Here is a 20,437-nt window from a genome sequence, read left to right as displayed (position 1 = left end):
ACCTACGCATCCTCGTCCTCCTCGGCGTCTTCGCCGGACTGCACGCGGATCCCGGCGCGCGCCAATTCCTCGCGGATGGCCCGCCCGGCCGCGACGCGGAACACCCGCGACAGGCCCTCGTCACCGTCGCCGAACACCGACTCGTAGCGCTCCTCGAAGCGGCGCCACAGCGCGCCCGCGCGGGTCGGCCACGTCGCCGTCACCGAGCGCTCGATCTCCCGCGGCGACAGCGTCTCGCCGACCTTCTGCCCGCCGCTCACGGTCCCGCGCAGGGCCCCGCGCAGGTGCGCCATCGCGGCCGCGAACACCTCCGCCAGCAGGTGCGAGCGCTCCTCGCGGGTCGCCCGCCAGTCGAGCAGGTAGCGCAGCAGGTCGGCGTCCGACTCGGCGATCAGCAGCGGGTTGTCCTCGCCCTCGATGCGCACCCCGAGCTCGTTGCCCTGGCGGTGCAGCAGCTCCTGCAGCTCGACGGTCGCGACCGCGAAGGCCCGCAGCGCGGCGACGCAGCGGTCGAGGAAGCGGCGCGTCTCGTCGACGTTGCCGGGCGCGCGCAGGCCCTCGAGCAGCTGCTCGGCCGCCTGGGCGACCGCGCCGAGCTCGGCCTGCTGGTAGAACTCGGCGCCGCCACCGTCGAGCGCGGCCGGGCCGTCACCTGACCCGAAGGACAGCGGCGGGAACTCCCGCTGCAGCAGCAGCGCCTCGCCGCGGTCGCGCCCGCTCGACAGCTCGGCCAGCGCGTCCGAGAACGCCGTGTCCCACGCCTGGTGGCCCTCGCGCAGCTTCTCGTACTGCGGCCGCAGGCGCAGGATCGCCTGGTGCAGCCGCGACAGGTTCATCTGCTGCGTGCCGCCCTCGGGCATCAGCGTCGGCGGCTCGTCGCCGTCGCCGAGCTCGCCCTGCGCCGACCGGCGGTCGCGCATGTGCAGCTCGTCCGGGGGCGTCGGGCCGGGGGCCGCGCCGCGCGAGCGCGGGCCGCGAGGAGCTGGCTCTTCGAGCAGGTCCGGAGGGCCAGCCGCGGCCGGCTGCGCGCCCTCGACCTTGTGCTCGACCAGCAGCTCGACCGGGCCGATGGCGATCTTGACGCGGCCGCGCACCTCGACGCGGCCGCCCGAGGCGACCCGCTGGCCGTCGACGCTGAGGCCGTTGGCGCCGCCGAGGTCCTCGACGCGGGCGCCGCGGGCGTCGAACTTGGCGACCGCGTGCCACGACGACACGAACTTGTACGGCAGGTGGAGCTCGTTGCCCGGGTCGCGGCCGATCCGCACCGGGCCGCGCTGGAACTCGTGGCGCTTCTGCCGGTGCTCCTCGGTGTCGATCACCGTGATCACGAGGCTGCTCTTCGGGACCTGTCCTCTGTTCAAGCCGCCCCCTCGCGCCGCTTGCCCATGGGCACCGCCATGCGGGTGGTGAGGCCGGCCTGCTTGCTGCGGGCGAGCCACAGGTCGTCGGCGAGCCGGCGCTCGCCGAGCCGGGCCGGCGGGTACGTCATGTCCTGGATCTCGAGGACCATGTCGAGGTGCAGCGGCTCGTCGAGGAAGGTGTCGAGCACCTCCGCGGCGCGCTCGTAGGCGCGGCCGCCGGGCGTGAACTCCTTGTAGTTGTCGCCCGACAGCGGGCCCACGACCACCCGCGCGGCGCCGGAGCGGTGCATCACGCTGGTGCCGAGCACCGAGGTCATGCCGACGCCGGCGGTGGCCGAGCCGAGGCGCGACCACTCGGCCGGGTCGATCGGCATCCACTCGCCGGTGAACGGCTCGCAGCGGACCGTCGCCTGGCCGAGGCAGTCGTCGAGCGCGATCCGCATGGCCGCCTCGAGCATCTGCGGCGAGGTCACCCCCGAGGCCAGCACCGGCGCCAGCCGCAGCAGCTGCCCGACCGACAGCGACCGCTGGCGCTCGCCGACGCCGAGCAGCGCCAGCACCCGCAGCGTCCACGGGTCCTTGCCGTCCTCGCGGAAGGCGCCCGGGTAGTCGAGCTGACGCACCCCGCGGTACAGGAGGCTGAGCAGGCGGTGGTGGAAGATGCCGAGCACCCCGCGCGTGACCTCGCCGTGGTCGTCGTCGCGATCTGCCTCTTCGGCCATGTGCAGCGGCAGCGGGGTGGCCGCGCCGGTGAGGCCGAAGAAGTCGGCGACCAGGCGCGCGCGCAGGCCCTCGGGGCCGCGCTCGAGCTCGACCTTCTCGACCTCCGAGCGCAGGAACCCGAGCCCCGGCGCGTGGCCGAGCAGCACCTTCTCGTCCTGGAAGCGCTCGCTGGCCCCGAGCTCGCCGCCGCCGGTGGCCGCGGTCAGCACGTCGACGGCGGTGAAGAAGTCGACCGCACCTGGCGCTTGGGCCAGGCGCTCGGCCCACGACTCCGCCGTCTCTTTTACAGGCCGATCTGCACGGGCCACGCGAACTCCGCCTTGGAGGGGACGAGGGTGATGACGACCTCGCTGGCCGCGTTGAGGCTGACGAGCGAGCCGAACAGCGCGTTGAGCACCGCGCCGAACACGAACGCGTTGCCGGCCGAGGGGAAGCCGGTCTCGTCGAGCTCGATGCGGGTGCGGACGGCCCGGATCGGGATGCCGTAGACCAGGCGCGTCACCGTCTCGCGCTGCAGCCGGCGCACCGCCTCGATCTGGCGCTCGTTGCCGCGGCCGATCTGCACGTTGCCGAGGCCCTGGAGGTTGTAGAGCCCGAGCAACGCGCGCAGCGCCTCGACCTCGACCAGCCCGCGCTGGCCGATCGCCAGGTGCGACAGCATGCGCCACAGCGCCTCCGAGCCGAGCGGCACGCGCACCGGCGCCGTCACCTGGGTGATGTTCTCGTAGCCGCGGAACATCGCGCCCGGGGTCGTCTCGGTGATCTGGCCCGGCTGCAGCTCGCGCGGCAGGCCGCGGTTGGTGCACACCAGCTCGATCGACACCGACTCCTCCTGCGTCGGCGCCGACCCGGCCGGCTCGTCGAGCGTGATGTACGTGTCGACGCCGTCGTCGATCGCCTCGACGCGGCGCAGCGAGTAGTTCGGCGTCGAGCGGGCCGCGCCGGCGTGGGTGAAGCGGTAGAACGGCAGGAACGAGCGCCGCGTGTTGGTCGCGCGCCCGACCCCCGTCACCCCGCGCACCTCGTAGATCTCCATGTGCCTGGGGTCGACGCCGTCGGCCCGCAGCAGGTGCTCGCGCTCGAGCGGCGAGTACTGCACCGGCTCGGCCGCGACCTCGAACAGGTTGACGGCCGGCGTGCAGTGCAGGCGGAACGTGTCCTTGCCGACGGCCGTCGGCAGCGGCGGCGGGCGCTCGAACTCGAGGCGCAGCGTCAGCTCGTTGGTGGCCAGCTTGACCTTGTCGAGGCCGAGCAGGTCGAAGAAGTGGTACTTCTCCGGCAGCGTGAAGTACTCGAGGATCGCGCGGTAGCCGGTCGGCGCGGTGTCGGGCCACGGGAACACCGCCGCGTCGCGCGACAGGCCCACCGGCTCGATCGCCTTGGCGCCCAGCTGGACCGTGCCGCCCTCGCCCTCGCCGGTCTTGGCCGTCGCGCCGGTGAAGTGGCGGTTCAGCCACATCATCAGCGTCGCCGGCAGCGACGGCTCGCGGTGGTGGAGGAAGAAGCGCAGCCGCTCGCACTCGGCCAGCACGCCCTTGCCGGTCTCCGACAGCCGCAGCGTGATCTTGATCGCCGGCCGCGCCGCCACCGAGTCGTCGAGCGACGCGTCGATCACCTCGACCGGCGCGAGGTCGACGTCCCAGCAGGTGCGGAACTTACAGGCTGTCCCTTCGACCAGGCGCGACTGCAGCACCCGCCCCTTCGCCACCTTGTGGCGGTTCCGCAGCGCCCGCATGTTGGGCTGGAACTCGACGATCGTCGCCGCCGGCAGCGGCCGCAGGTAGTGCGGCAGCAGCAGCTCGGCCAGGCCGTGGACGATGCTCGGCGCGACCGCGTCCATGCGCGCGCGGATGCCGGCCGCCTGGAACGCGAACGCCTCGATCAGTCGCTCGACGTCGGGGTCGCTGCTGCGCTCCTTGAGCAGGCCGGCGGTCGCCGGGTTGGCCTCGGCGAACGCGCGCGCCATCTCGGTGATGAACGCGAGCTCGCTCTTGTAGTAGTGCGAAAAGCTCATCGTCGCCTCACCGCCCGGAGACCTGGATCTTGCCGGTCGACGTCATCTCGGTGCGCACGCGGAACACCCCGCGCTGGGCCCCGCTGGCCAGCCGCGCCGACACCTCGAACGCGATCATCAGCGTGTCGCCGCTCGGCACGGGGTGGACCGACACGTTGCGCAGGCGCGGCTCGTACTTGAGGATCGTCGCGCGGATGCTCTGCTGCAGCACCTGCGTCGCCTCGGGGAAGTTGTGCACGACGTCGGCGAAGTCGACGATGCCGAAGTCGGGCGCCGACAGCGACTCGCCGCAGCGCGTGTTGAGCAGCTCCTGCAGGTGCGTCACGATCGACTCGAGCTCGCCGATCCGCTGCCCGCCCGTCGACAGCCGCGCCAGCAATCCGCGGCGCGGCGCTCTCGGGCCCGACCCCTGGCTCGTTGCGTTCATCGACCTGCTCGATCCCCCCGTCGCGCGCGACGCCGCGCCTCCCGGCCCGGCGGACTGCGACGATAGCAGGCCGGCAGGGCCGCGGACCAGACACCACCGCCGCCCCTCGCCTCCGCGACGCGCGCGCATGCGAGCGCGCGCGGCAGACGCCCGCTCGCCTCGCATGTCTATTCGGACAGGTTCGTTCGGACATCCCTCGGCCCGGGGCGACGCTCCCGGCCGCCGCGACCTCCGGCCCTCGCGCGGGCGCGGCCCCGCCCTGGCCTGCGTCCGCGCCTCGCCGCGGCGTCGACGCGGACACCGGCCCACCCGGCCGTGGATCTCCTCGCGGCGCCCTCGCGCCTCAGCGGGTCGCGGCCGCGAGCGCGGCCGCGGTGTGGGTCCACTGTTTCGCGGCCGCGATCTCGGCCGCGGTCCGGCGGTCGTGCTCCGACGTCGCCGCGGCCGACCAGCCCGCGGCCACCAGCAGCGCGACGATCTCGGCCGTCTCGGCGTCGTCCTGGCCGCGCTCGACCGCCTCTCGCACCGCCGTCTCGCCGTTCGGACAGGCGTCGGCGGTGACCCCGTGCGCCAGCGCCGTGCGCACGAACGCCGGCTTGCGGCCGACCAGCGCGCAGCGGCGGAACTGCGGCTCGCGGGTCGCCTCGCGCATGTCGGCCCCGGCCGCCAGCAGCAGCGCCAGCGCCCCGGCGTTGTCGTACTGGGCCGCGCGCCCGACCGCCTGGTCGAGCGCCGACCGATCTGGCCCTTTGGCCAGCTCGGCCCGGACGTCGTCGAGGTCGCCGTCGGTCGCGTAGTACGCCAGCATGCTGCCGTAGGTGTGGGTCAGCGCGACGATCTGCAGCCCGCGGAACGCCGCCGCCAGGGACAGCGCCGCGCCGACCAGGATCCCGCCGCGCACCAGCGGCCGCCCCTTCGCCGCCGCGAAGCGCCGGCGCACCAGGCCGCCGAACAACGCGAGCCCCACGATCAGCGCCCCCGCGGCCGCCAGCCCGACCACCTCGTCCCAGTGCCGCGGCAGCTCCGTCTCCGTGCCCGACACCTTGAGGGCGAGCTCGAGCTCGAACGCGACGTTGAACACGCTGACCAGCGCCACCAGCAGGCAGCCGCCGCCGATCAGCAGCGCGAGGAGCCCGAGCGTGCCCGTCTCTCGCCGGTCGTCCGCCATCGCCGCCGATGGTGACAGACCGCGGGCCGGCGGGGAAGGCCCATCACATGTCCTTCACGACATGTCCAGAACACCATTCACCGCCGCGGCCCGAGCGTCGGCGCCCCGAACCAGAACCACAGCGCCAGCAGCGAGTCCGTGACCGCGCAGCCGGCCGACGACGTCGGCACGAACGGCACGATCGGCGCGCCGCACAGGTGATGCGCGACGTCCCAGGCGACGTGCAGCAGCCACGCCGCCGCGATCCAGCGGTACGATTCGAGCCCGCGGAAGGCCGCGTAGGTGGCGACCGCCGTGAACGCGAACTCCCCCGCCCCGAGGCCGCCGCCGCTCAGGTAGGCCGCGCCCGCGCCGGCGACGAAGATCGCGTTGAAGCGGCGCCGCGTCGGCTCGCGCAGGCGCGAGGCCAGCAGCACGAGCACGAAGGCGATCGCGACCGCGGCGGCCGCGTCCATGACGGTGAATTGGTGCGAGGCGTGGCTCATCGCCGGCGATCGTGCGCCCCCGGCTGCGCGCCGCGCCAGCGGCCGGAACGCCAACGAGCGCCCGGTTTCAGCCACGCACCGCGTATTGACGCCGATCGACAAACCTCTCACTCTGCGAGAGGTGGAGCCCGTCCCCGACCGCGAGCTCGTCGACGCCTGGCGCGCGGGCGATCGCGCCGCCGGGCACGCGCTGTTCGACCGCTACTACGAGCCGGTCGCGCGCTTCTTCTTCAACAAGGTCGACGCCGACGTCGCCCGCGACCTGATCCAGCGGACCTTCCTCGGCTGCATCGAGGGGCTCGCCGCCTTCCGCGGCGACGGCGAGTTCCGCAGCTGGCTGTTCGGCATCGCCTACCGCCAGCTGTGCCGCCACTACCGCGGCAGCGCCGGCGAGCGCGGCGTCGTCGACTTCGAGCAGCTCTCGGTCGCCGACTGCCGGCCCTCGCCGAGCCAGCACGCCGCCTCGGGTCAGGAGCTGCGGCTGCTGCTGGCCGCCCTGCAGCGCCTGCCGCTCGACTACCAGGTCGTGCTCGAGCTGCACTACTGGGAGAGCATGACGACCGACGAGATCGCCGCGGCGCTCGAGCTGCCGCCGGGCACCGCGCGCTCGCGGGTGCGACGCGGGAGGCAGCTGCTCGAGGACAGCCTCGCCGCCGTCGCGCACGCGCCCAACCTGGTCGAGAGCACCCTCGCCGGGCTCGAACGGTGGATCACCGCCGTGCGCGCGCACGTCCGCGGAGCGAGGGGCTAGTGCCGGCCGGGGCGCGCCGCCGCGCGGGCCAAAAAAATCGCCGCGACCTTAAGCAAGACGCCCTGCTCGCGGAACCACCGCGCCGGAGACCGACATGGCCCTGGCAGCGACTTCCCAGCAGCGCATCCACCTCGAGACGGCGGACGTGACCGCCCACGACCAGCCCGACGCGTCCGGCGAGTTCTCCGCGGCCCCGCTGCCGCGACCCGACCTCGCGCGCGATCCGGAGCACCAGGTCCACAAGGCCGCCCTCGCCAGCGAGCTGTTCGACCAGCCGCCGCAGGTCGTGCATCTCGCCCACTACCGCATCATCCGCCAGCTCGGCCACGGCAGCATGGGCACCGTCTACCTCGCCGACGACGACCGCCTCGGCCGCCAGGTCGCCCTCAAGCTGCTGCACGACGAGCAGCACCTGCCGCGCCTGCGCCGCGAGGCCCACGCGCTGGCCCGCCTGTCGCACCCCAACGTCGTCCAGGTGTTCCACGTCGGCAGCGCGGCCGGCCGCGGCTTCGTCGCCATGGAGTACGTGCCCGGCCAGACCGTGCACGCCTGGCTGCGTCAGGCCCGGCGCCCGTGGCGAGAGGTCCTCGCGGTGTTCCTCGCCGCCGGCCGCGGCCTCGCGGCGGTCCACGCCGCCGGCCTGGTGCACCGCGACTTCAAGCCCAGCAACGTCGTCCTCGGCGACGACGGCCGCGCGCGCGTGTTCGACTTCGGCCTCGCCCGCTCCCTCGACGCCGACGACGACGCTCCCGCGTCCTCCGCCCTCCCCGACGCCGCGCTGACGAACGCGCTGACCCAGACCGGCATCCTCGTCGGCACCCCGGCGTACATGGCCCTCGAGCAATTCCGCGATCGCGTCTGCGACGCCCGCGGCGACCAGTTCAGCTTCTGCGTCGCCCTGTTCGAGGCGCTGTACGGCGTGCGCCCCTACGACGGCCCGACGATCGCCGACCTCTACCGCGCCCTCGACCGCGGCCAGCCGGTCGCGCCCCCGGCCGACGCGCAGGTGCCCGCGTGGCTGCACGCCGCGGTGCTCCGCGGCCTCGCCCGCGACCCTGCCGATCGCTGGCCCTCGATGACCGCGCTGCTGGCCGAGCTCGGCCGCGACCGCGACGGCGCGCGCCGGCGGCGATGGCTCGGCGTCGCTATCGCCGGCCTCGGCGCGCTGACCCTCGGCCTCGCCGCCCCGTACGTCCAGCAGCACCGCCTCGCGCGCGCCTGCGAGGCCGCCGCCGACGCCGAACTGGCGGAGATCCGGCCCCCCGAGCTGCGCGCCCACGACGTCACCGCCGCCCATCCCTTCACCCGCCATTCCGACCGCGTCGCCCAGCACCTCGAGGACGACGCCCGCCGCTGGCGAGACGAACGCGTCACCGCCTGCGTCGCCCCGCCCCCGCGGATCGCCGAATCGACCTGGCTCAAGAGCCAGATGCAGCATTGCCTCGACGAGGCCCGCGACGACCTCCGCATCCATTTCACCGCCGCCGCCGAGGCCGCCTCGCCGGTCCGCCTGCATCACGTCCTCGCCGCGCCGGACCCCGCGCGCTGCCTCGACCCCGCGCACCTGCTCGCCGCCCGCTACCCCGAGAGCGACGACCAGCGCGCGCAGCGACAGGCCGCCCGCGTCGGCCTGCTGCACGCCGAGCTCGCCGCCGGCGCCGGCGAGTTCGCCCGCGCCGAGTCCCGCCTCGCCGAGGTGCTCGCCGCCCCGCAGGACCCGGCGCTCGCGCTCGCCGCACACGAGGCGCTCGCGCGCGTCCGCTTCGCCGCCGGCCGGCGCCGCGCCGCCTGGGACGCCGTCGACGCGGCCTTCGCCGCCGCCACCGCGGCCGCCCCGGCGAAATTGCCCGACCAGACGTTCGCCGCGCTCGACCTGCAGATCGTCCTCGGCGCCGCCACGGGCGTCGCGCGCCAGGCCCAGCTCTCGCTGATCGACGGCCACGCCGTCTCGCCCGCGCTGCCCCTCCCCGAGCTCCTGCGCCGCTCCGTCAGCGACGACGACGGCGTGCCGTTCTGGCGCCAGCCGCTCGTCGGCCCGACCACGAGCATCGCCGACCGCCTGCTCCCGCGGCTCGCCGTCGCCGCCGAGGCCTGGGCCGACCTCGGTGACTGGGACGCCGCCGCGGACGCCGCCCGCCGCGGCCTGGCGATCGCCGCCGTCCATCCCGAGCGGCCCTTCCTCGCCGTCGACCTCTTGCTCGTCCTCGGCCGCGCCCACGTCGGCATCGGCCTGCTCGACCGCGGCGAGGAGACGCTGCTGCGCGCCCGCCGGCTCGTCGAATCCTCCGCCGACCCCGCCGTGCTCGCCCGTCGCGGCCGCCTGCAGCTCGCGCTCGTCGAGCTCCGCCTGGCCCGCGGCGACCGCGACGGCGCGGCTCGCGAGCTGGCTGTCGCCGAGGACATGTCGCAAGAGTCATCCGCGCTCGACGACCGCCACGCCCCCGCGCTCGCGCTCGCCCACGGCCGCCTGCTCGCGCTCCGCGGCGACCTCGCCGGCGCCGCCCACCACCTCGGCCTCGCCCGAGACGGCCTCGCCGACAGCCACGGCATCGCCCGCCTGCGCCGCGTCGACGCCGACGTCGAGCTGGCCCGCCTCGCCCTCGCCGAGGGCCGCCTCGCCGACGCCGAGGCCGGCCTGCGCGAGGCCCTGCGCGCCAGCGAGGCCCTCGTCGGCGCCGCTCACGTCTCCCAGCTGCCGATCGTCGCCCTGCTCGGTCGCAGTCAGCACGCCCTCGGCGACCTCGAGGCCGCCCGTGCGTCGCTCGCCCGCGCCCGCGACCTCCTCGCCGCCCGCGTCGCCGCCGCGGACGCGCGCGACGCCCAGCCCGATCCGCTCGCGCACACCCTCGGCGCCATGAAGCCCGCGCCCGACCTCGCCTTCGCCTTCCTGCCGGCCCCGCCCGCCCCGGACGCCCGCGATCCGGAGCTGCGCGAGCTCGCCGCGCTGCTCGCCGAGGTCCCTCGCTGAGCGCGATCGCTCGCATCACATGCCTCTTCGGACATCTCGTCCGAGCCGCGCCCGCGTGTCTCAATGCACCGCCGACGTCGACGAGATGAACCGGGCCAGCCGCTCGGGATTGACGGGCTTGACCAGGTGGAGCTCGAACCCGGCCTCGGCCGTGGCCGCGCGCAGCTCCTGCGAGCCGTAGCCGGTCAAGGCGACGAGGTGCGTGTCGGACCCGCGCGGGTCGTCGCGGATCCGCCGCGCCACCTCGCAGCCGTCGAGGCCGGGGAGCCCGATGTCGACGAGCGCCACATCCGGGCGCAGCTGAAGCGCCAGCGCCACGCCTTGCGGCCCGTCGGACGCCAGCGCGACCTCGTGCCCCCACTGTTCGCAGAGATCGCCGAGGAGCACCCGGATGTCCTCGTTGTCCTCGATGATCAGCACCCGCCGCCGCTGCCCCGCGCCCGGCGCCGCGCTCTCGACGTAGAGCTCACTGTTGGCGGCGTCCCGCACCGTGGCGACGCCCGGCAGGACCACGTGGAACTCCGTGCCCCGGCCCGGCCCGGCGCTGTGCGCCGTCACCGTGCCGCCGTGCATCTCGACGAGCACCCGCACCAGCGTGAGACCGATCCCGAGGCCGCCCTCGGCCCGGTCGAGCGACACCTGCGATTGATAGAACAGATCGAACACGTGCTCGAGCCCGTCCCTGGCGATGCCGACCCCGTCGTCGCGCACGCGCACGTGCGCCTGCCCGCCGTCGTCGAGCAGCGACACCTCGATGCGCCCGCCCGGCTGCGTGTACTTGATCGCGTTGTCGAGCAGGTTGGAGAAGACCTGCGACAGGCGCGTCGGGTCGCCGTCGACGAAGATCGGTCCGGGCGCGGCGTGCAGCGACACCCGGCGGTCGCTGCCCGCCGCGAGGTTCGTCACCTGCGCCAGCAGCTCGTGGAGATCGACGCACTCGCGCCGCAGCGAGATGTTCCCGCGCACGACGCGGGACACCTCGAGCAGATCGTCGACGATGCGGATCAGGTGCTGCGCCTGGCGCTGCGCGATCTGGCGGGTCCGCTCCTCCCGGGGCTCGCGCGCGGGGTAGGCGAACAGCACCGCGTGCGCCGAGACGACGGCGGCCAGCGGGTTGCGCAGCTCGTGCGCCAGCATGGCGAGGAACTCGTCCTTGCGCCGGTCGGCCTCGGCCAGCTCCTCGGCGCGGCGGCGCTCCGCGGCCTCGCGCGCCTTGAGCCGCAGCAGCGAGCGCACCGTCGCGACCAGCTCCGCCGCGGTGAACGGCTGCGTCAGCGACGCGTCCGCGCCGGCCTCGAGGCCGCGCACCCGCTCCGTCAGCGGCACCGACGTCTCCGACGTCTGCAGCACCGCCGTCGTCGCCGTCACCGGGTCCTCCTTCAGTCGCCGGCACACCTCGAGGCTGTCGATGTCCGCGAGCTCGAGGTCGAGGATCATCACCGCCGGTCGCTCGCGCTGCGCGATCGCCAGGGCCTCCTCCCCCGACGCCGCCTCGAGCGCGCGGAAGCCGGCGCGGGCCAGCGTGCGGGCGGCGACGTAGCGCGCCGAGGCCCGCTCGTTGGCGATGCAAATGGCGACCGCGTCGTCCGTCTTCATCGCCCTCACGATCTCCTGATGCTCGCGCCGCCCGCCCTGGCGAGCGCGTCGCGGATCCGGTCGATGGCGAGCGCGCGGGACAGGTCCTGCTTGCGGACCACCGCCTCGGTCTGCGCGAGCAGCCGCTGCTCGCTGGCGTCGTCGAGGACGTGCGACGTGACGATGACCACCGGGATCGCGCGGGTCCGCGGATCGGTCTTGAGCGCGTCGAGGACCTCGAAGGCCGTCTCGTCGCGCAGCATGAAGTCGAGGAGGATCACGTCGGGGCGCTGCGACCTGGCCGCAGCCACGCCCGCGGACGCGCTATTCGCCTCGAGCACCTCGTAAGGGCTCCCCTGCAGCTGTCGGCGCAGGACGTAGCGAGCCTTGTCGTCGTCGTCGACGACCAGCACCCGCGGCGCCGGACCCCGCCGCACCAGGCCGTCGAGCTTGCGGAGCAGGCGCTCGCGCCGGAGCGGCTTGAGCCAGAACTCGTCCGCCCCGAGCGCGCGGGCCCTCTCCTCGTAGTCCGCCACCGTGACCACGAGGACCGGGATGTCGGCCGTCGCCGGATCGCGCTTGAGGTCGCCGAGGAACTCCCACGAGGTCTCGTTCTCGAGCATGACGTCGAGCAGGATCGCCGCCGGCCGGGTCCTCGCCAGCGCCGCGCGAGCGGACGCGATGTCGCGCGCCGGGATGACGCCGAAGCCGGCCAGCTTGAGGTACTTCTCGTGGATGAAGAAGGTCCTGCGGTCGTCCTCGACGAGCAGGACGGAGGCCGGACCGGCCGGCGCGCGCCGGCTGCGATCCTCGATCGCTCGCATCTCCGCGGCCTCCGGATGGACGCGGGGGATCGTCACGGTGAACGTCGAGCCCACGCCCGGCTCGCTCGTCACGGCGAGCTCGCCGCCCAGCGCCTCGACCAGCCGCCGCGACAGCGGCAGGCCGAGGCCCGTGCCCTTGAAGCGGCGCTGCTGCGGGCTGTCGATCTGCACGAACTCCTCGAAGATCCGCTCGAGGTCGGCCTCGGCGATCCCGATCCCCGAGTCGGTCACGGTGATCCGCACGGTGTCCTCGTCGCGGTCGAGCTCGGCCCGCACGCGGACGACCCCGCGCTCGGTGAACTTCAGCGCGTTCGACACCAGGTTGCGGACGACCTGGGCGAGCTTGCCGCGGTCCGTCTCGAGCAACACGTCCCGCGCCGCCTCGTCCCAGATCAGCGCGACGGGCCCATCGGCCGGGGCGAGCGGGCGCAACATCCCGCGCAGCGCGGCGATGAATTCGACCATCGTGAAGCGCTCGGTGCGGAGCGCCGCGCGACCGGCCTCGGCCCGCGTGAGGTCGAGGACGTCGTCGACCATCTGCAACATCTCCGCCGCCGCCGAGCGGATGAACTCGACCTGCTTGTGCTGTTCGGCGTTGAGCGAGCCGTCGGCGCCCTCGGCGAGGAGCTCGCCGAGGCCGAGGATCGCGTGCAGCGGCGTCCGCAGCTCGTGACTCGCGCTCGCCAGCACCCGGCGCCGGATCTCGGCCTGACGCTGCATCTCCTGCGAGTGCTCGCGGATCTCGGCGTGCATCGTCAGCAGCCCGCACTGCGACTCGTCGAGCTCGCCGGTGACGCGGACGAGCTCCTCGTGGCGACGCTCGAGCTCGCGGTGCTGCGATACGAGCCGGCGATGCAGCTCGACGATCTCGCTCGTCGCCTTCTCGACGGTCGCGAGGGCGCGTGTGAAGTGCTCGGGGATCTGCGCGCCGATCAGCCACAGCCGGCCCTCCGCGTCGAGCGCCGCGGCGAACGAGACGGTGACAGGCCGGCCGCCGAGCACCAGCGAGAGCTCCCAGCCGTCGAGGCGGCCCTGGCGCCCCTGGCCGAGCAACGTGTCGGCCTTGTCCGCCGTGCCGGGCGCGCAGAGGTCCTGCAGGCGCGTCCCCGGCCGCGTCCCGAGCAACCGCTCGGCGCGCGCATCGAGCCAGCGGATCGTGCCATCGGCAGCGCAGCCGACCGTGAATTCGTGGCTGAGCTCCTCGGCGAGCGCTGCGGGCGGTCCGGTCACGCTCGAATCATACGAGCTGCGCCTCGCCCGCGATCCGCGGCACCTGCTCTCGCTGCCGGCGAAGACCGCCCGCAAAGACCCGCGAACCGCTCACGCACCGCCGCGCGTGCGGGCCGTTCCGCACGTCGACGGTGACGCTCGGGGTGACCTCGTCGTCCTGAACGCTCGTGGGCGAGCCCGGCGCCTCGGCGTCGACGACGACGCGCGCGGGTGGCGGGCGTCCGCGGACCTGCGAGCGCGGCCGACAGCGAGCGCGACCACTGTGCATCGCGCTCCTGCAATCGTCGGCCGTCGGCGATCATCGCGTCGCATGGCGTCGCCCGCGTTCGCCCGCCTCGGTCGCCGGCCCGGAGTCGTGACCGAGCTCCACGGCTCGCTCGACTGCCGTCAAGAGTTCGTCGGGATCGTCGCCGGCGACGAGGACCCCGAGCTCCGCGCCGAGCTTGGGGCACCACGCGAGCAGCTGGCCGCCTGCCAGGATCGGCAGTGCGGGGAAGCGCCCGCGCACCGCCTCGACCGCGGCGCGCAGGGCCGGCGCGTGGAAAGCCATCGTCGCCGACAGTGCGAGCGCGGCGGGCGGCTCCTCGGCGACGATGGCCGGCAGGCTGTCGGTCGGGACGTCGGCCCCGAAGTATCGGACGGCGAAGCCCCCGAGCTCGAGATAATCCGCGACGAGCCGGGCCGGCAGCTCATGGAGCTCGCCCTCGACGCACGCGACGAGAATGGTCGCACCGCGCGCGGGCGCCCGCAGCGCGCGCTCGAACAGGTGCATGAGCACGCGCTGGGAGATCGCCGTCGCCATGTGCTCGTGAGCGATGCTGAGCCTGTTCTCTTGCCACCTGCGACCGAGCTCGCGCTGCGCAGCCTGCACGACCTCTCGCTGGAGCGCGCGCACCGTGTGGCCCTCCGCGAGCGCCTCGTCGATGACGCCGATCGCAACCTTCGGATCGCCGCCGAGCTGGGCCCTCAAGTATTGCTCGCGCACGGTCTCCAGCGCTCTGGCCATGAGAACAACATGACACGCGGCCCGAGCGGCGCACGCAGAGCCGTCCGTCCGGCGCCCCCCGCCCGCCCAGGCGCGAGCGCGGCGATTCAATCACATGTCCTTTCGACCAGCCATGGCAATTGGACGCGCGCCCGCGACCAGCCGACGCGCCACTCGCCGCGCGTCCTCGACATCGTCACTCACCCTCGTCCGGGGGCCGCTCCCCGTCCTGCTCCGCGCCCCGTGATCGCCGCCGGCCCGCTCACCGCCGGCCTTCTCGCGGCCCGGGTTCGGGCGTAGAGTCCGGGCGTGCAACACCCGGCGATCGACCTGTCCGCCTACTTCCGCCGCATCGGCCACCACGGCCCGAGCGCCGCGACCCTCGCCACTCTGGCCGCGCTCGTCCGCGCCCACGCGGCCGCGATCCCGTTCGAGAACCTCGACCCGTTCCTCGGCCGTCCGGTCGCGCTCGACCTCGCCGACCTCGAGAAGAAGCTCCTGCACGACGGGCGCGGCGGCTACTGCTTCGAGCACAACCTCCTGCTCTCCCACGTGCTGCGCGCCCTCGGCTTCCGGGTGCGCGGCCTCGCGGCCCGCGTGATCTGGAACCAGCCCGCGGATCGCATCACCCCGCGCAGCCACATGCTCCTGCACGTCGACCTCGACGGTCAGGCGCACATCGTCGACGTCGGCTTCGGCGGCCTCACCCTCACCGGCGTCCTGCGGCTCGTCGCCGACGTCGAACAACCGACCCCGCACGAGCCGTTCCGCCTGGTCGCCGTCGACGACGCGTTCCGTATGGAGGCGCAGGTGCGCGGCGAGTGGCAGCCGCTGTACCGCTTCGACTTGCAGGAGCAGTTCCAGGCCGACTACGAGGTCACCAATTACTTCCTCTCGACCCACCCGGGCTCGCACTTCCGCACCGGCCTGATCGCCGCGCGTGCCGCCGCCGATCGCCGGTACGCGCTGAGGAACCGCAACTACGCCGTGCATCACCTCGGCGGCGACACCGAGCGGCGCGTCCTCGACACCACCGACGAGCTGCGGCGCGTCCTCGTCGAGGAATTCGCGATCACCCTGCCCGACGATCCCGAGCTCGAGCACGCGCTCGAGCAACTCCCGCGCTGAATCGTGGGACCAGGCCCGGACGCCTGCGACGAATCACAGCAGGGCGAATGTCCTCACCATCGGCGTCTCTGGACGACGGCCGGCCGCGCCCGCGGACCGCCCTCAGAGGGCCTGCAGCTGTCCCATGAGCCAGTACGGGCCGACGCACGCGGCGTCGAGCGGCGCCTTCAGCTGCTGGCGCAACGCGTCGCTCATCGGGACCCCGCCGCCGCCGGTGCGCAGCGGCTCGCCGACACGGGCGACCACCTTTCCGGTGCCGTCGACGATCTCGACGCGGTCGCCCGCCCGGCGGGCGGTGTACCCCGGCTGCCAGATCAACAGGTGACCGGGCTGCTGGCCGTCGGGGCTCACGCGCAGGCAGCCGGACTGCTCGATCAGGGTGCCCGAGAGCAGGGCCTGCATGAACGTGTCGCTGGTCTCGCGCAGCTCGGTCAGGGCGGGGATCGCTTCGGACGACGCGGGGGACTGGGCGGCGGGCTCCGGTGCGGGAGCGGGTGCAGGCGCGGGGGAAGGCGCGGGCGTCGAGGCCGGGCGCGGGCCGGCGTCCTGCGCGGGGGCGGAGCAGGCGAGCGCGAGGGCGGGGGCGATCATGGAAAGGAACGTGGTGACGCGCACGCGGTGGTTGTGGCACGGACGCGACGCCGGCCACCATCGGGGTCCACCCCTCCGGCTGGTGCGAAGTCCGTGGCCGGATCGGCTCGCCGCAGTACCGAACATGTCGGTGCAGCCGACGGGCCCGACGATTCACATCCCCGCGCCCGACTCCCGCTTTTTCTGTCTCTTCGAGCATGTCCTGGAGGGCACGCGTGAGACTTGCTCCGCTGGCGACGAGGAACAATTGGACCCCGTCCCGGGAACCCGAAGAGACCGGGCTCGCGTATCGTCGCGTCACCCATGACCTCGCCGCGTCACGCCCTCCCGCTCGCCTTCGTCCCTCTGCGCACCGCTCACCTCGCGGGCAAGAAGGCAGCCGGCGTGAAGGAGGTCGTGTCGGCCGGTGCGCTCGTGATCACCAGCGGCAAGCTCGTCGCCTGCGACGCGCTGATGCAGCCCGAGCGCGCCCCCTTTTTGCGACCGCTCCCCGCGGGCACCTATCCCGTGTACCTGTACGTCGCCAGGTCCGGTTCCGCGATCGGCTTCGCCGAGCTGCGCCTGCGCGACACCGCCGTCGTCCGCTTCGAGCTGGCGACCATCCCCGGTCAGGACGCCGCCACGCTCGGCGAGCGGGAGTCGTTCGTCTACCCCGTCGGCACCGGCCTCGGCAGCTTCGCCGACGCCGCCGCGATCGAGCGCCTGCGCGCCGCCGACGCGGCCCTGCAGGCGGCCGACCCCCGCGCCAACGACTACGATTCGCGCCTGCGCGACGAGCTCGCGCGCCACGGCGGCCTGTGGACCGATCACCGCCCCGACCCGCACGCCGCCGACAACGTCATCGTCTTCCGCTCGGGCGACGGCGACGGCAGCTATCCGACGTGGTTCGGCCTCGACGACGCCGGCGAGGTCGCGTGCGTGGTGACCAGCTTCCGCGTGTTCAAGGAGCCGGAGACGCCCGAGCAGAAGCTGCGCAAGGTGGCCGACGTATTCGCCCCGTTGATCGCGGCGATCGACCGCGACATCGGCGCGACCTTGAAGGCGCGCGGGTTCGCCGGCCCGGAGGCCGCCTACAAGGTCAAGAGCGACGAGGGCGAGCTCAAGCTGAACTACGCCCGCGACGGCCTGTGTTTCGAGGTCCAGGCCTGGTCGCGCGGCCCCTATCTCGGCTCGGCGCACTTCCGCTGGACGCGCGTCCGCACCACCCTCGACGTCGGCAACGAGCACCGGAAGGCCGGCGTGCCCCTGGCGCTCGAGAGCGCGCTCGCCGTCGGCGACCGCGCCTATGGCCATTCGGCCAAGATCGGCGCCACCTATGCCGAGCACTGGGACGCGCTCGAGCGCGCCGTGCTCCACTACTTGCCGGTCAAGCCGGCCAGGCCGAAGAAGAATTAGCTCGCGTCGCCACGCCCTTCGGCCATGTCTTTAAAAACATGTCCATTCCAAAACCCCCGACTCTTCGTTGCTGAGTGCTTCACCAAGAAGATCTGCAGACCCACTGTCGTCACCAGCCTCGCCGATCAAACAGCGCGCCGGGCCTCGACTGGAGTCGTTCCAGTCCATGCCCGGAAGGCGCGGTAAAACGAGTTCGGCTCCGAGAAGCCGAGCAGGAAGGAGAGAACGACACACGGTGCTTGATGCCCCTTCTCATGCGTACGCCGAGGAACTGCTCATAGGCCCCGATCGGCGTCGGCAGCACCGTGGTCGTCACCTCGATCGGACGCACGGGTTCGCGGGTCGCCATGCGCGCGATCACGACCGAGAACAGGAGCTCGGTCACGACCAACGAGGGCGGCGGCGTGGGCGGCGGCGTGAGCGGCGCGTCGAGCCAGGTCAACTCGAAGGACACCACGTCGCGCTCCTCGGTGACATCGATGCGCATGGGCCCGATGAGCCGCTTGTATTGCGCGACACGCCGCGCGGCGCAGAGGAGGTTCGGGCTGCACAGCGCGGCGAATAGCGGCGGCGAGAACGACTCGCTACCGTCGGCGCGGAGGCGGCGGAGCACGGCGTCACGCACGGCGCAGGGGATGGGGCCGGGCTTGACGCAGATCTGGACCGCGAGGTCGATGGCGCGGAAGCGGGGTTCCGGACGAACACGTCGCGGCCGGCCAGGCCGAAGAAGAAGAAGCTCGGCGTCGCCACCCCCTTCGGCCATGTTTTTAAAAACATGTCTATTAAATCATGTCCTCGAAGCCGAGGTCGCCGAGCTCGCGCGCGGCGACGAGCCCGTGGGCGCCGGCATCCCTGCGAACCTGCTTGCCGGCTCTGCGCCCGCAGCCCGGGCCGCCACGGAGCGGCCCGGGATCGCGCCCCGAACGCGCTTGCAAACCGGAGCCGGCGCGGGGAACCTGCCTGCGATCATGCGTGACATCCGAACGGCATCTCGCGGTCCCCGTCACGGTGCTGACCGTGTCGTTCGCGGCGCAGCCCGCTCTCTCGCGGCCGCGGTCGCGGTGCTCGCCGCGTGCAGCGACGACGGCAGGCCGACCGGCCAGACCTCCGTCACCGCCCCGACGAGCACCAGCGGCGCGACCACGGCCACCACGGGGGGCACCGCGCCCACCTCCACCGGCGTGCCCACCTCGAGCGGCGGCGCGAGCGAGAGCGACGGCACCAGCGTCACGGACACCGGCGGCGTGCAGTTCGACGTCGGCAACGGCGACGACACCGACACCGACACCACCGGCGGTCCGCCGAACCTGTGCAAGGTCGCCGGCGATCAGGACGCCGGCAGCTGCCGCGCCAAGGCCCCGCCCGACGCCTTCAACCCCGAGGTCCAGTGGAGCTGGCCCGGCGCGGGCCCCGACGTGTTCTGCGGCGTCTCGCCGCTGGTCGCCAACCTCACCGACGACAACGGCGACGGGGAGATCGATCTGTGCGACATCCCCGACGTCGTCATCATCGCCGGCCCCGGCGACGGCGTCGAGCCCGACACCGGGCACATGTACGTCCTCGACGGCGCCACCGGCAAATTGCATTACTCGATCCCCGACGCCCTCTACGGCTATTCCAGCCCGGCCCTCGGCGACATCGACAATGACGGCGTCCCCGAGCTCCTCGCATTCGCCCACGGCGACGTCGTCAAGGCCTACGAGCACGACGGCACCCTCAAGTGGACCTCCGTCCCCGTCAACGCCACCGCCACCCGCAGCGCGATCGCGGTCGCCGACCTCGACGCCGACGGCAACCCCGAGATCATCGCCTCCGACTCGGTGCTGAGCGGCGCCGGCGAGGTGCTGTGGAGCGTCCCCGACGGCGCCTGGGCCTACGCCACCCCCGTGGCCGCCGACCTCGACGACGACGGCTTCCTCGAGGTCATCTGGGGGCACAGCGCCTATCGCCACGACGGCACCAACTATTACACCAACGACGCCATCCCGGTGGCAGGATTGCCGCACGTCGCCGACCTCGACGAGGACGGCCTGCCCGAGGTGCTCATCGCCAGCGGCAACGGCCTCAGCATCCTCGAGCACGACGGCACCACCAAGCCCGGCCACCTCGACCTGCGGCTCACCGGCGCCAACCCCGACCACCCGTTCATCTGGCTGCGCCCGGCCGCCGTCCACGACTTCGACGGCGACGACCTGCCCGAGTTCTCGCACAGCTCCGCCGCCCAGTACGCGATTTACGACACCAACCCGGCCGCCATTCAATGGCAGGCCCCCGTCCTCGACCAGAGCGGCGCCGCCGGCGGCACCGCATTCGACTTCATCGCCGCCGGCGCCGCCCAGGCCATGTACGCCGACGAATACAGCCTGTTCGTGTTCGACGGCGCCGGCGCCCCGCTGCTCGAGGTCCCGCACACGAGCCTCACGTACATCGAATTCCCGGTGGTCGCCGACGTGGACAACGACGGCTCGGCCGAGATCGTCGTCGTCTCCAACCAGGCCCTCGACGGCAGCCCGCCCTCGCCCACCGTTCAGGTCATCCGCGACGTCGAGGACCGGTGGATCCAGGCGCGACGGATCTGGAATCAGCACACCTATCACGTCACAAACGTCCGCGAGGACGGCACCATCCCGGCCGGCGAGCCGAAGCACTGGCAGCTGCTCAACACGTTCCGCACGCAGGCGCAGATCGAGGGCGGCGCCGTCTGCGACCCGCCGGGGTGAACGCCCGCCACCTTCGCTCTGGAGAGCGGTCGGCGACCGCGCCGATGGCCATTCGGCCGTGCTCCCGCGCGGCGGCGACGCGCGCGCAGGCC

The 20,437-nt window shown here is 73.4% G+C and carries 16 protein-coding genes; 5 read left to right on the top strand and 11 right to left on the bottom strand.

The window, feature by feature from the left end; all coding sequences use genetic code 11:
* Nucleotides 1-2: 2 nt before the first annotated feature.
* The 6 genes from K7C98_RS27040 to K7C98_RS27015 all read right to left on the bottom strand — a co-directional run bounded on the left by K7C98_RS27040 (nt 3) and on the right by K7C98_RS27015 (nt 6,178).
* Nucleotides 3-1,361 (bottom strand): FHA domain-containing protein, encoded by a 1,359-nt coding sequence (locus tag K7C98_RS27040; RefSeq protein ID WP_224194668.1) that lies wholly within the window; start codon nt 1,359-1,361, stop codon nt 3-5.
* Entirely contained in the window at nt 1,358-2,392 is a 1,035-nt protein-coding gene (tssG, locus tag K7C98_RS27035) for a type VI secretion system baseplate subunit TssG (protein ID WP_224194667.1), read from the bottom strand. The genes K7C98_RS27040 and tssG overlap by 4 nt, the downstream gene beginning before the upstream one ends.
* The gene (gene tssF, locus K7C98_RS27030) at nt 2,368-4,098 is read right to left on the bottom strand and encodes a type VI secretion system baseplate subunit TssF (RefSeq protein ID WP_224194666.1); all 1,731 of its coding nucleotides are present in this window, start codon (nt 4,096-4,098) and stop codon (nt 2,368-2,370) included. Before tssF ends, tssG begins: the two co-directional genes overlap by 25 nt.
* Before the next feature lie 7 nt (nt 4,099-4,105).
* On the bottom strand, nt 4,106-4,525 hold the full coding sequence (gene tssE, locus K7C98_RS27025; RefSeq protein WP_224194665.1) for a type VI secretion system baseplate subunit TssE: 420 nt from the start codon (nt 4,523-4,525) through the stop codon (nt 4,106-4,108).
* 343 nt (nt 4,526-4,868) lie between these two features.
* Entirely contained in the window at nt 4,869-5,693 is an 825-nt protein-coding gene (locus tag K7C98_RS27020; RefSeq protein WP_224194664.1) for a hypothetical protein, read from the bottom strand.
* Nucleotides 5,694-5,770: 77 nt separating this feature from the next.
* Nucleotides 5,771-6,178, bottom strand: a complete 408-nt coding sequence (locus K7C98_RS27015; protein WP_224194663.1) for a DUF6010 family protein — start codon at nt 6,176-6,178, stop codon at nt 5,771-5,773.
* Between the two features lie 121 nt (nt 6,179-6,299).
* Between K7C98_RS27015 and K7C98_RS27010 the strand changes: the two genes are divergently transcribed.
* Both K7C98_RS27010 and K7C98_RS43940 read left to right on the top strand, forming a co-directional pair.
* Nucleotides 6,300-6,929, top strand: coding sequence for an RNA polymerase sigma factor (locus K7C98_RS27010; RefSeq protein ID WP_224194662.1), 630 nt, complete (start codon nt 6,300-6,302; stop codon nt 6,927-6,929).
* A gap of 94 nt (nt 6,930-7,023) precedes the next feature.
* Nucleotides 7,024-9,897: a serine/threonine-protein kinase gene (locus tag K7C98_RS43940; RefSeq protein ID WP_263429851.1), complete on the top strand. Its 2,874-nt coding sequence runs from the start codon at nt 7,024-7,026 to the stop codon at nt 9,895-9,897.
* Nucleotides 9,898-9,957: 60 nt separating this feature from the next.
* On the opposite strand, the gene K7C98_RS26995 is transcribed toward K7C98_RS43940, so the two are convergent.
* From K7C98_RS26995 to K7C98_RS26985, 3 genes are all read right to left on the bottom strand, one after another.
* A complete protein-coding gene (locus K7C98_RS26995) occupies nt 9,958-11,493 on the bottom strand; it encodes an ATP-binding response regulator (protein ID WP_224194661.1) in 1,536 nt (511 codons plus the stop codon).
* Nucleotides 11,494-11,498: 5 nt separating this feature from the next.
* On the bottom strand, nt 11,499-13,526 hold the full coding sequence (locus tag K7C98_RS26990; protein WP_224194660.1) for an ATP-binding response regulator: 2,028 nt from the start codon (nt 13,524-13,526) through the stop codon (nt 11,499-11,501).
* A gap of 298 nt (nt 13,527-13,824) precedes the next feature.
* Entirely contained in the window at nt 13,825-14,532 is a 708-nt protein-coding gene (locus tag K7C98_RS26985; protein WP_224194659.1) for a cobalamin B12-binding domain-containing protein, read from the bottom strand.
* Nucleotides 14,533-14,820: 288 nt separating this feature from the next.
* On the opposite strand from K7C98_RS26985, the gene K7C98_RS26980 reads away from it, so the two are divergent.
* Entirely contained in the window at nt 14,821-15,639 is an 819-nt protein-coding gene (locus tag K7C98_RS26980) for an arylamine N-acetyltransferase family protein (protein ID WP_224194658.1), read from the top strand.
* Between the two features lie 102 nt (nt 15,640-15,741).
* On the opposite strand, the gene K7C98_RS26975 is transcribed toward K7C98_RS26980, so the two are convergent.
* A complete protein-coding gene (locus K7C98_RS26975; protein ID WP_224194657.1) occupies nt 15,742-16,230 on the bottom strand; it encodes a hypothetical protein in 489 nt (162 codons plus the stop codon).
* Nucleotides 16,231-16,533: 303 nt separating this feature from the next.
* Here K7C98_RS26975 and K7C98_RS26970 point away from each other — a divergent pair, with 303 nt between their 5' ends.
* A complete protein-coding gene (locus K7C98_RS26970) occupies nt 16,534-17,625 on the top strand; it encodes a DUF4241 domain-containing protein (protein ID WP_224194656.1) in 1,092 nt (363 codons plus the stop codon).
* Between the two features lie 109 nt (nt 17,626-17,734).
* Here K7C98_RS26970 and K7C98_RS26965 read toward each other — a convergent pair whose 3' ends face one another.
* Nucleotides 17,735-18,388: an AraC family transcriptional regulator ligand-binding domain-containing protein gene (locus tag K7C98_RS26965; protein WP_224194655.1), complete on the bottom strand. Its 654-nt coding sequence runs from the start codon at nt 18,386-18,388 to the stop codon at nt 17,735-17,737.
* Nucleotides 18,389-18,686: 298 nt separating this feature from the next.
* Here K7C98_RS26965 and K7C98_RS26960 point away from each other — a divergent pair, with 298 nt between their 5' ends.
* The gene (locus tag K7C98_RS26960; protein ID WP_224194654.1) at nt 18,687-20,345 is read left to right on the top strand and encodes an FG-GAP repeat domain-containing protein; all 1,659 of its coding nucleotides are present in this window, start codon (nt 18,687-18,689) and stop codon (nt 20,343-20,345) included.
* Nucleotides 20,346-20,437 lie beyond the last annotated feature (92 nt).

The sequence above is a fragment of the Nannocystis pusilla genome (genome assembly GCF_020073745.1).
Classification (GTDB): domain Bacteria; phylum Myxococcota_A; class Polyangia; order Nannocystales; family Nannocystaceae; genus Nannocystis; species Nannocystis radixulma.
This window is presented reverse-complemented; position numbering and strand designations above follow the sequence as displayed.

What these genes read in the sequence shown, in the direction of transcription:
- tssF (WP_224194666.1), bottom strand. Translation starts at nt 4,098, where the DNA reads ATGAGCTTTTCGCACTACTACAAGAGCGAGCTCGCGTTCATCACCGAG.
- tssE (WP_224194665.1), bottom strand. Translation starts at nt 4,525, where the DNA reads ATGAACGCAACGAGCCAGGGGTCGGGCCCGAGAGCGCCGCGCCGCGGA.
- K7C98_RS27020 (WP_224194664.1), bottom strand. Translation starts at nt 5,693, where the DNA reads ATGGCGGACGACCGGCGAGAGACGGGCACGCTCGGGCTCCTCGCGCTG.
- K7C98_RS27015 (WP_224194663.1), bottom strand. Translation starts at nt 6,178, where the DNA reads ATGAGCCACGCCTCGCACCAATTCACCGTCATGGACGCGGCCGCCGCG.
- K7C98_RS43940 (WP_263429851.1), top strand. Translation starts at nt 7,024, where the DNA reads ATGGCCCTGGCAGCGACTTCCCAGCAGCGCATCCACCTCGAGACGGCG.
- K7C98_RS26995 (WP_224194661.1), bottom strand. Translation starts at nt 11,493, where the DNA reads ATGAAGACGGACGACGCGGTCGCCATTTGCATCGCCAACGAGCGGGCC.
- K7C98_RS26985 (WP_224194659.1), bottom strand. Translation starts at nt 14,532, where the DNA reads ATGGCCAGAGCGCTGGAGACCGTGCGCGAGCAATACTTGAGGGCCCAG.
- K7C98_RS26975 (WP_224194657.1), bottom strand. Translation starts at nt 16,230, where the DNA reads ATGATCGCCCCCGCCCTCGCGCTCGCCTGCTCCGCCCCCGCGCAGGAC.
- K7C98_RS26970 (WP_224194656.1), top strand. Translation starts at nt 16,534, where the DNA reads ATGACCTCGCCGCGTCACGCCCTCCCGCTCGCCTTCGTCCCTCTGCGC.
- K7C98_RS26965 (WP_224194655.1), bottom strand. Translation starts at nt 18,388, where the DNA reads ATGGCCGAAGGGGGTGGCGACGCCGAGCTTCTTCTTCTTCGGCCTGGC.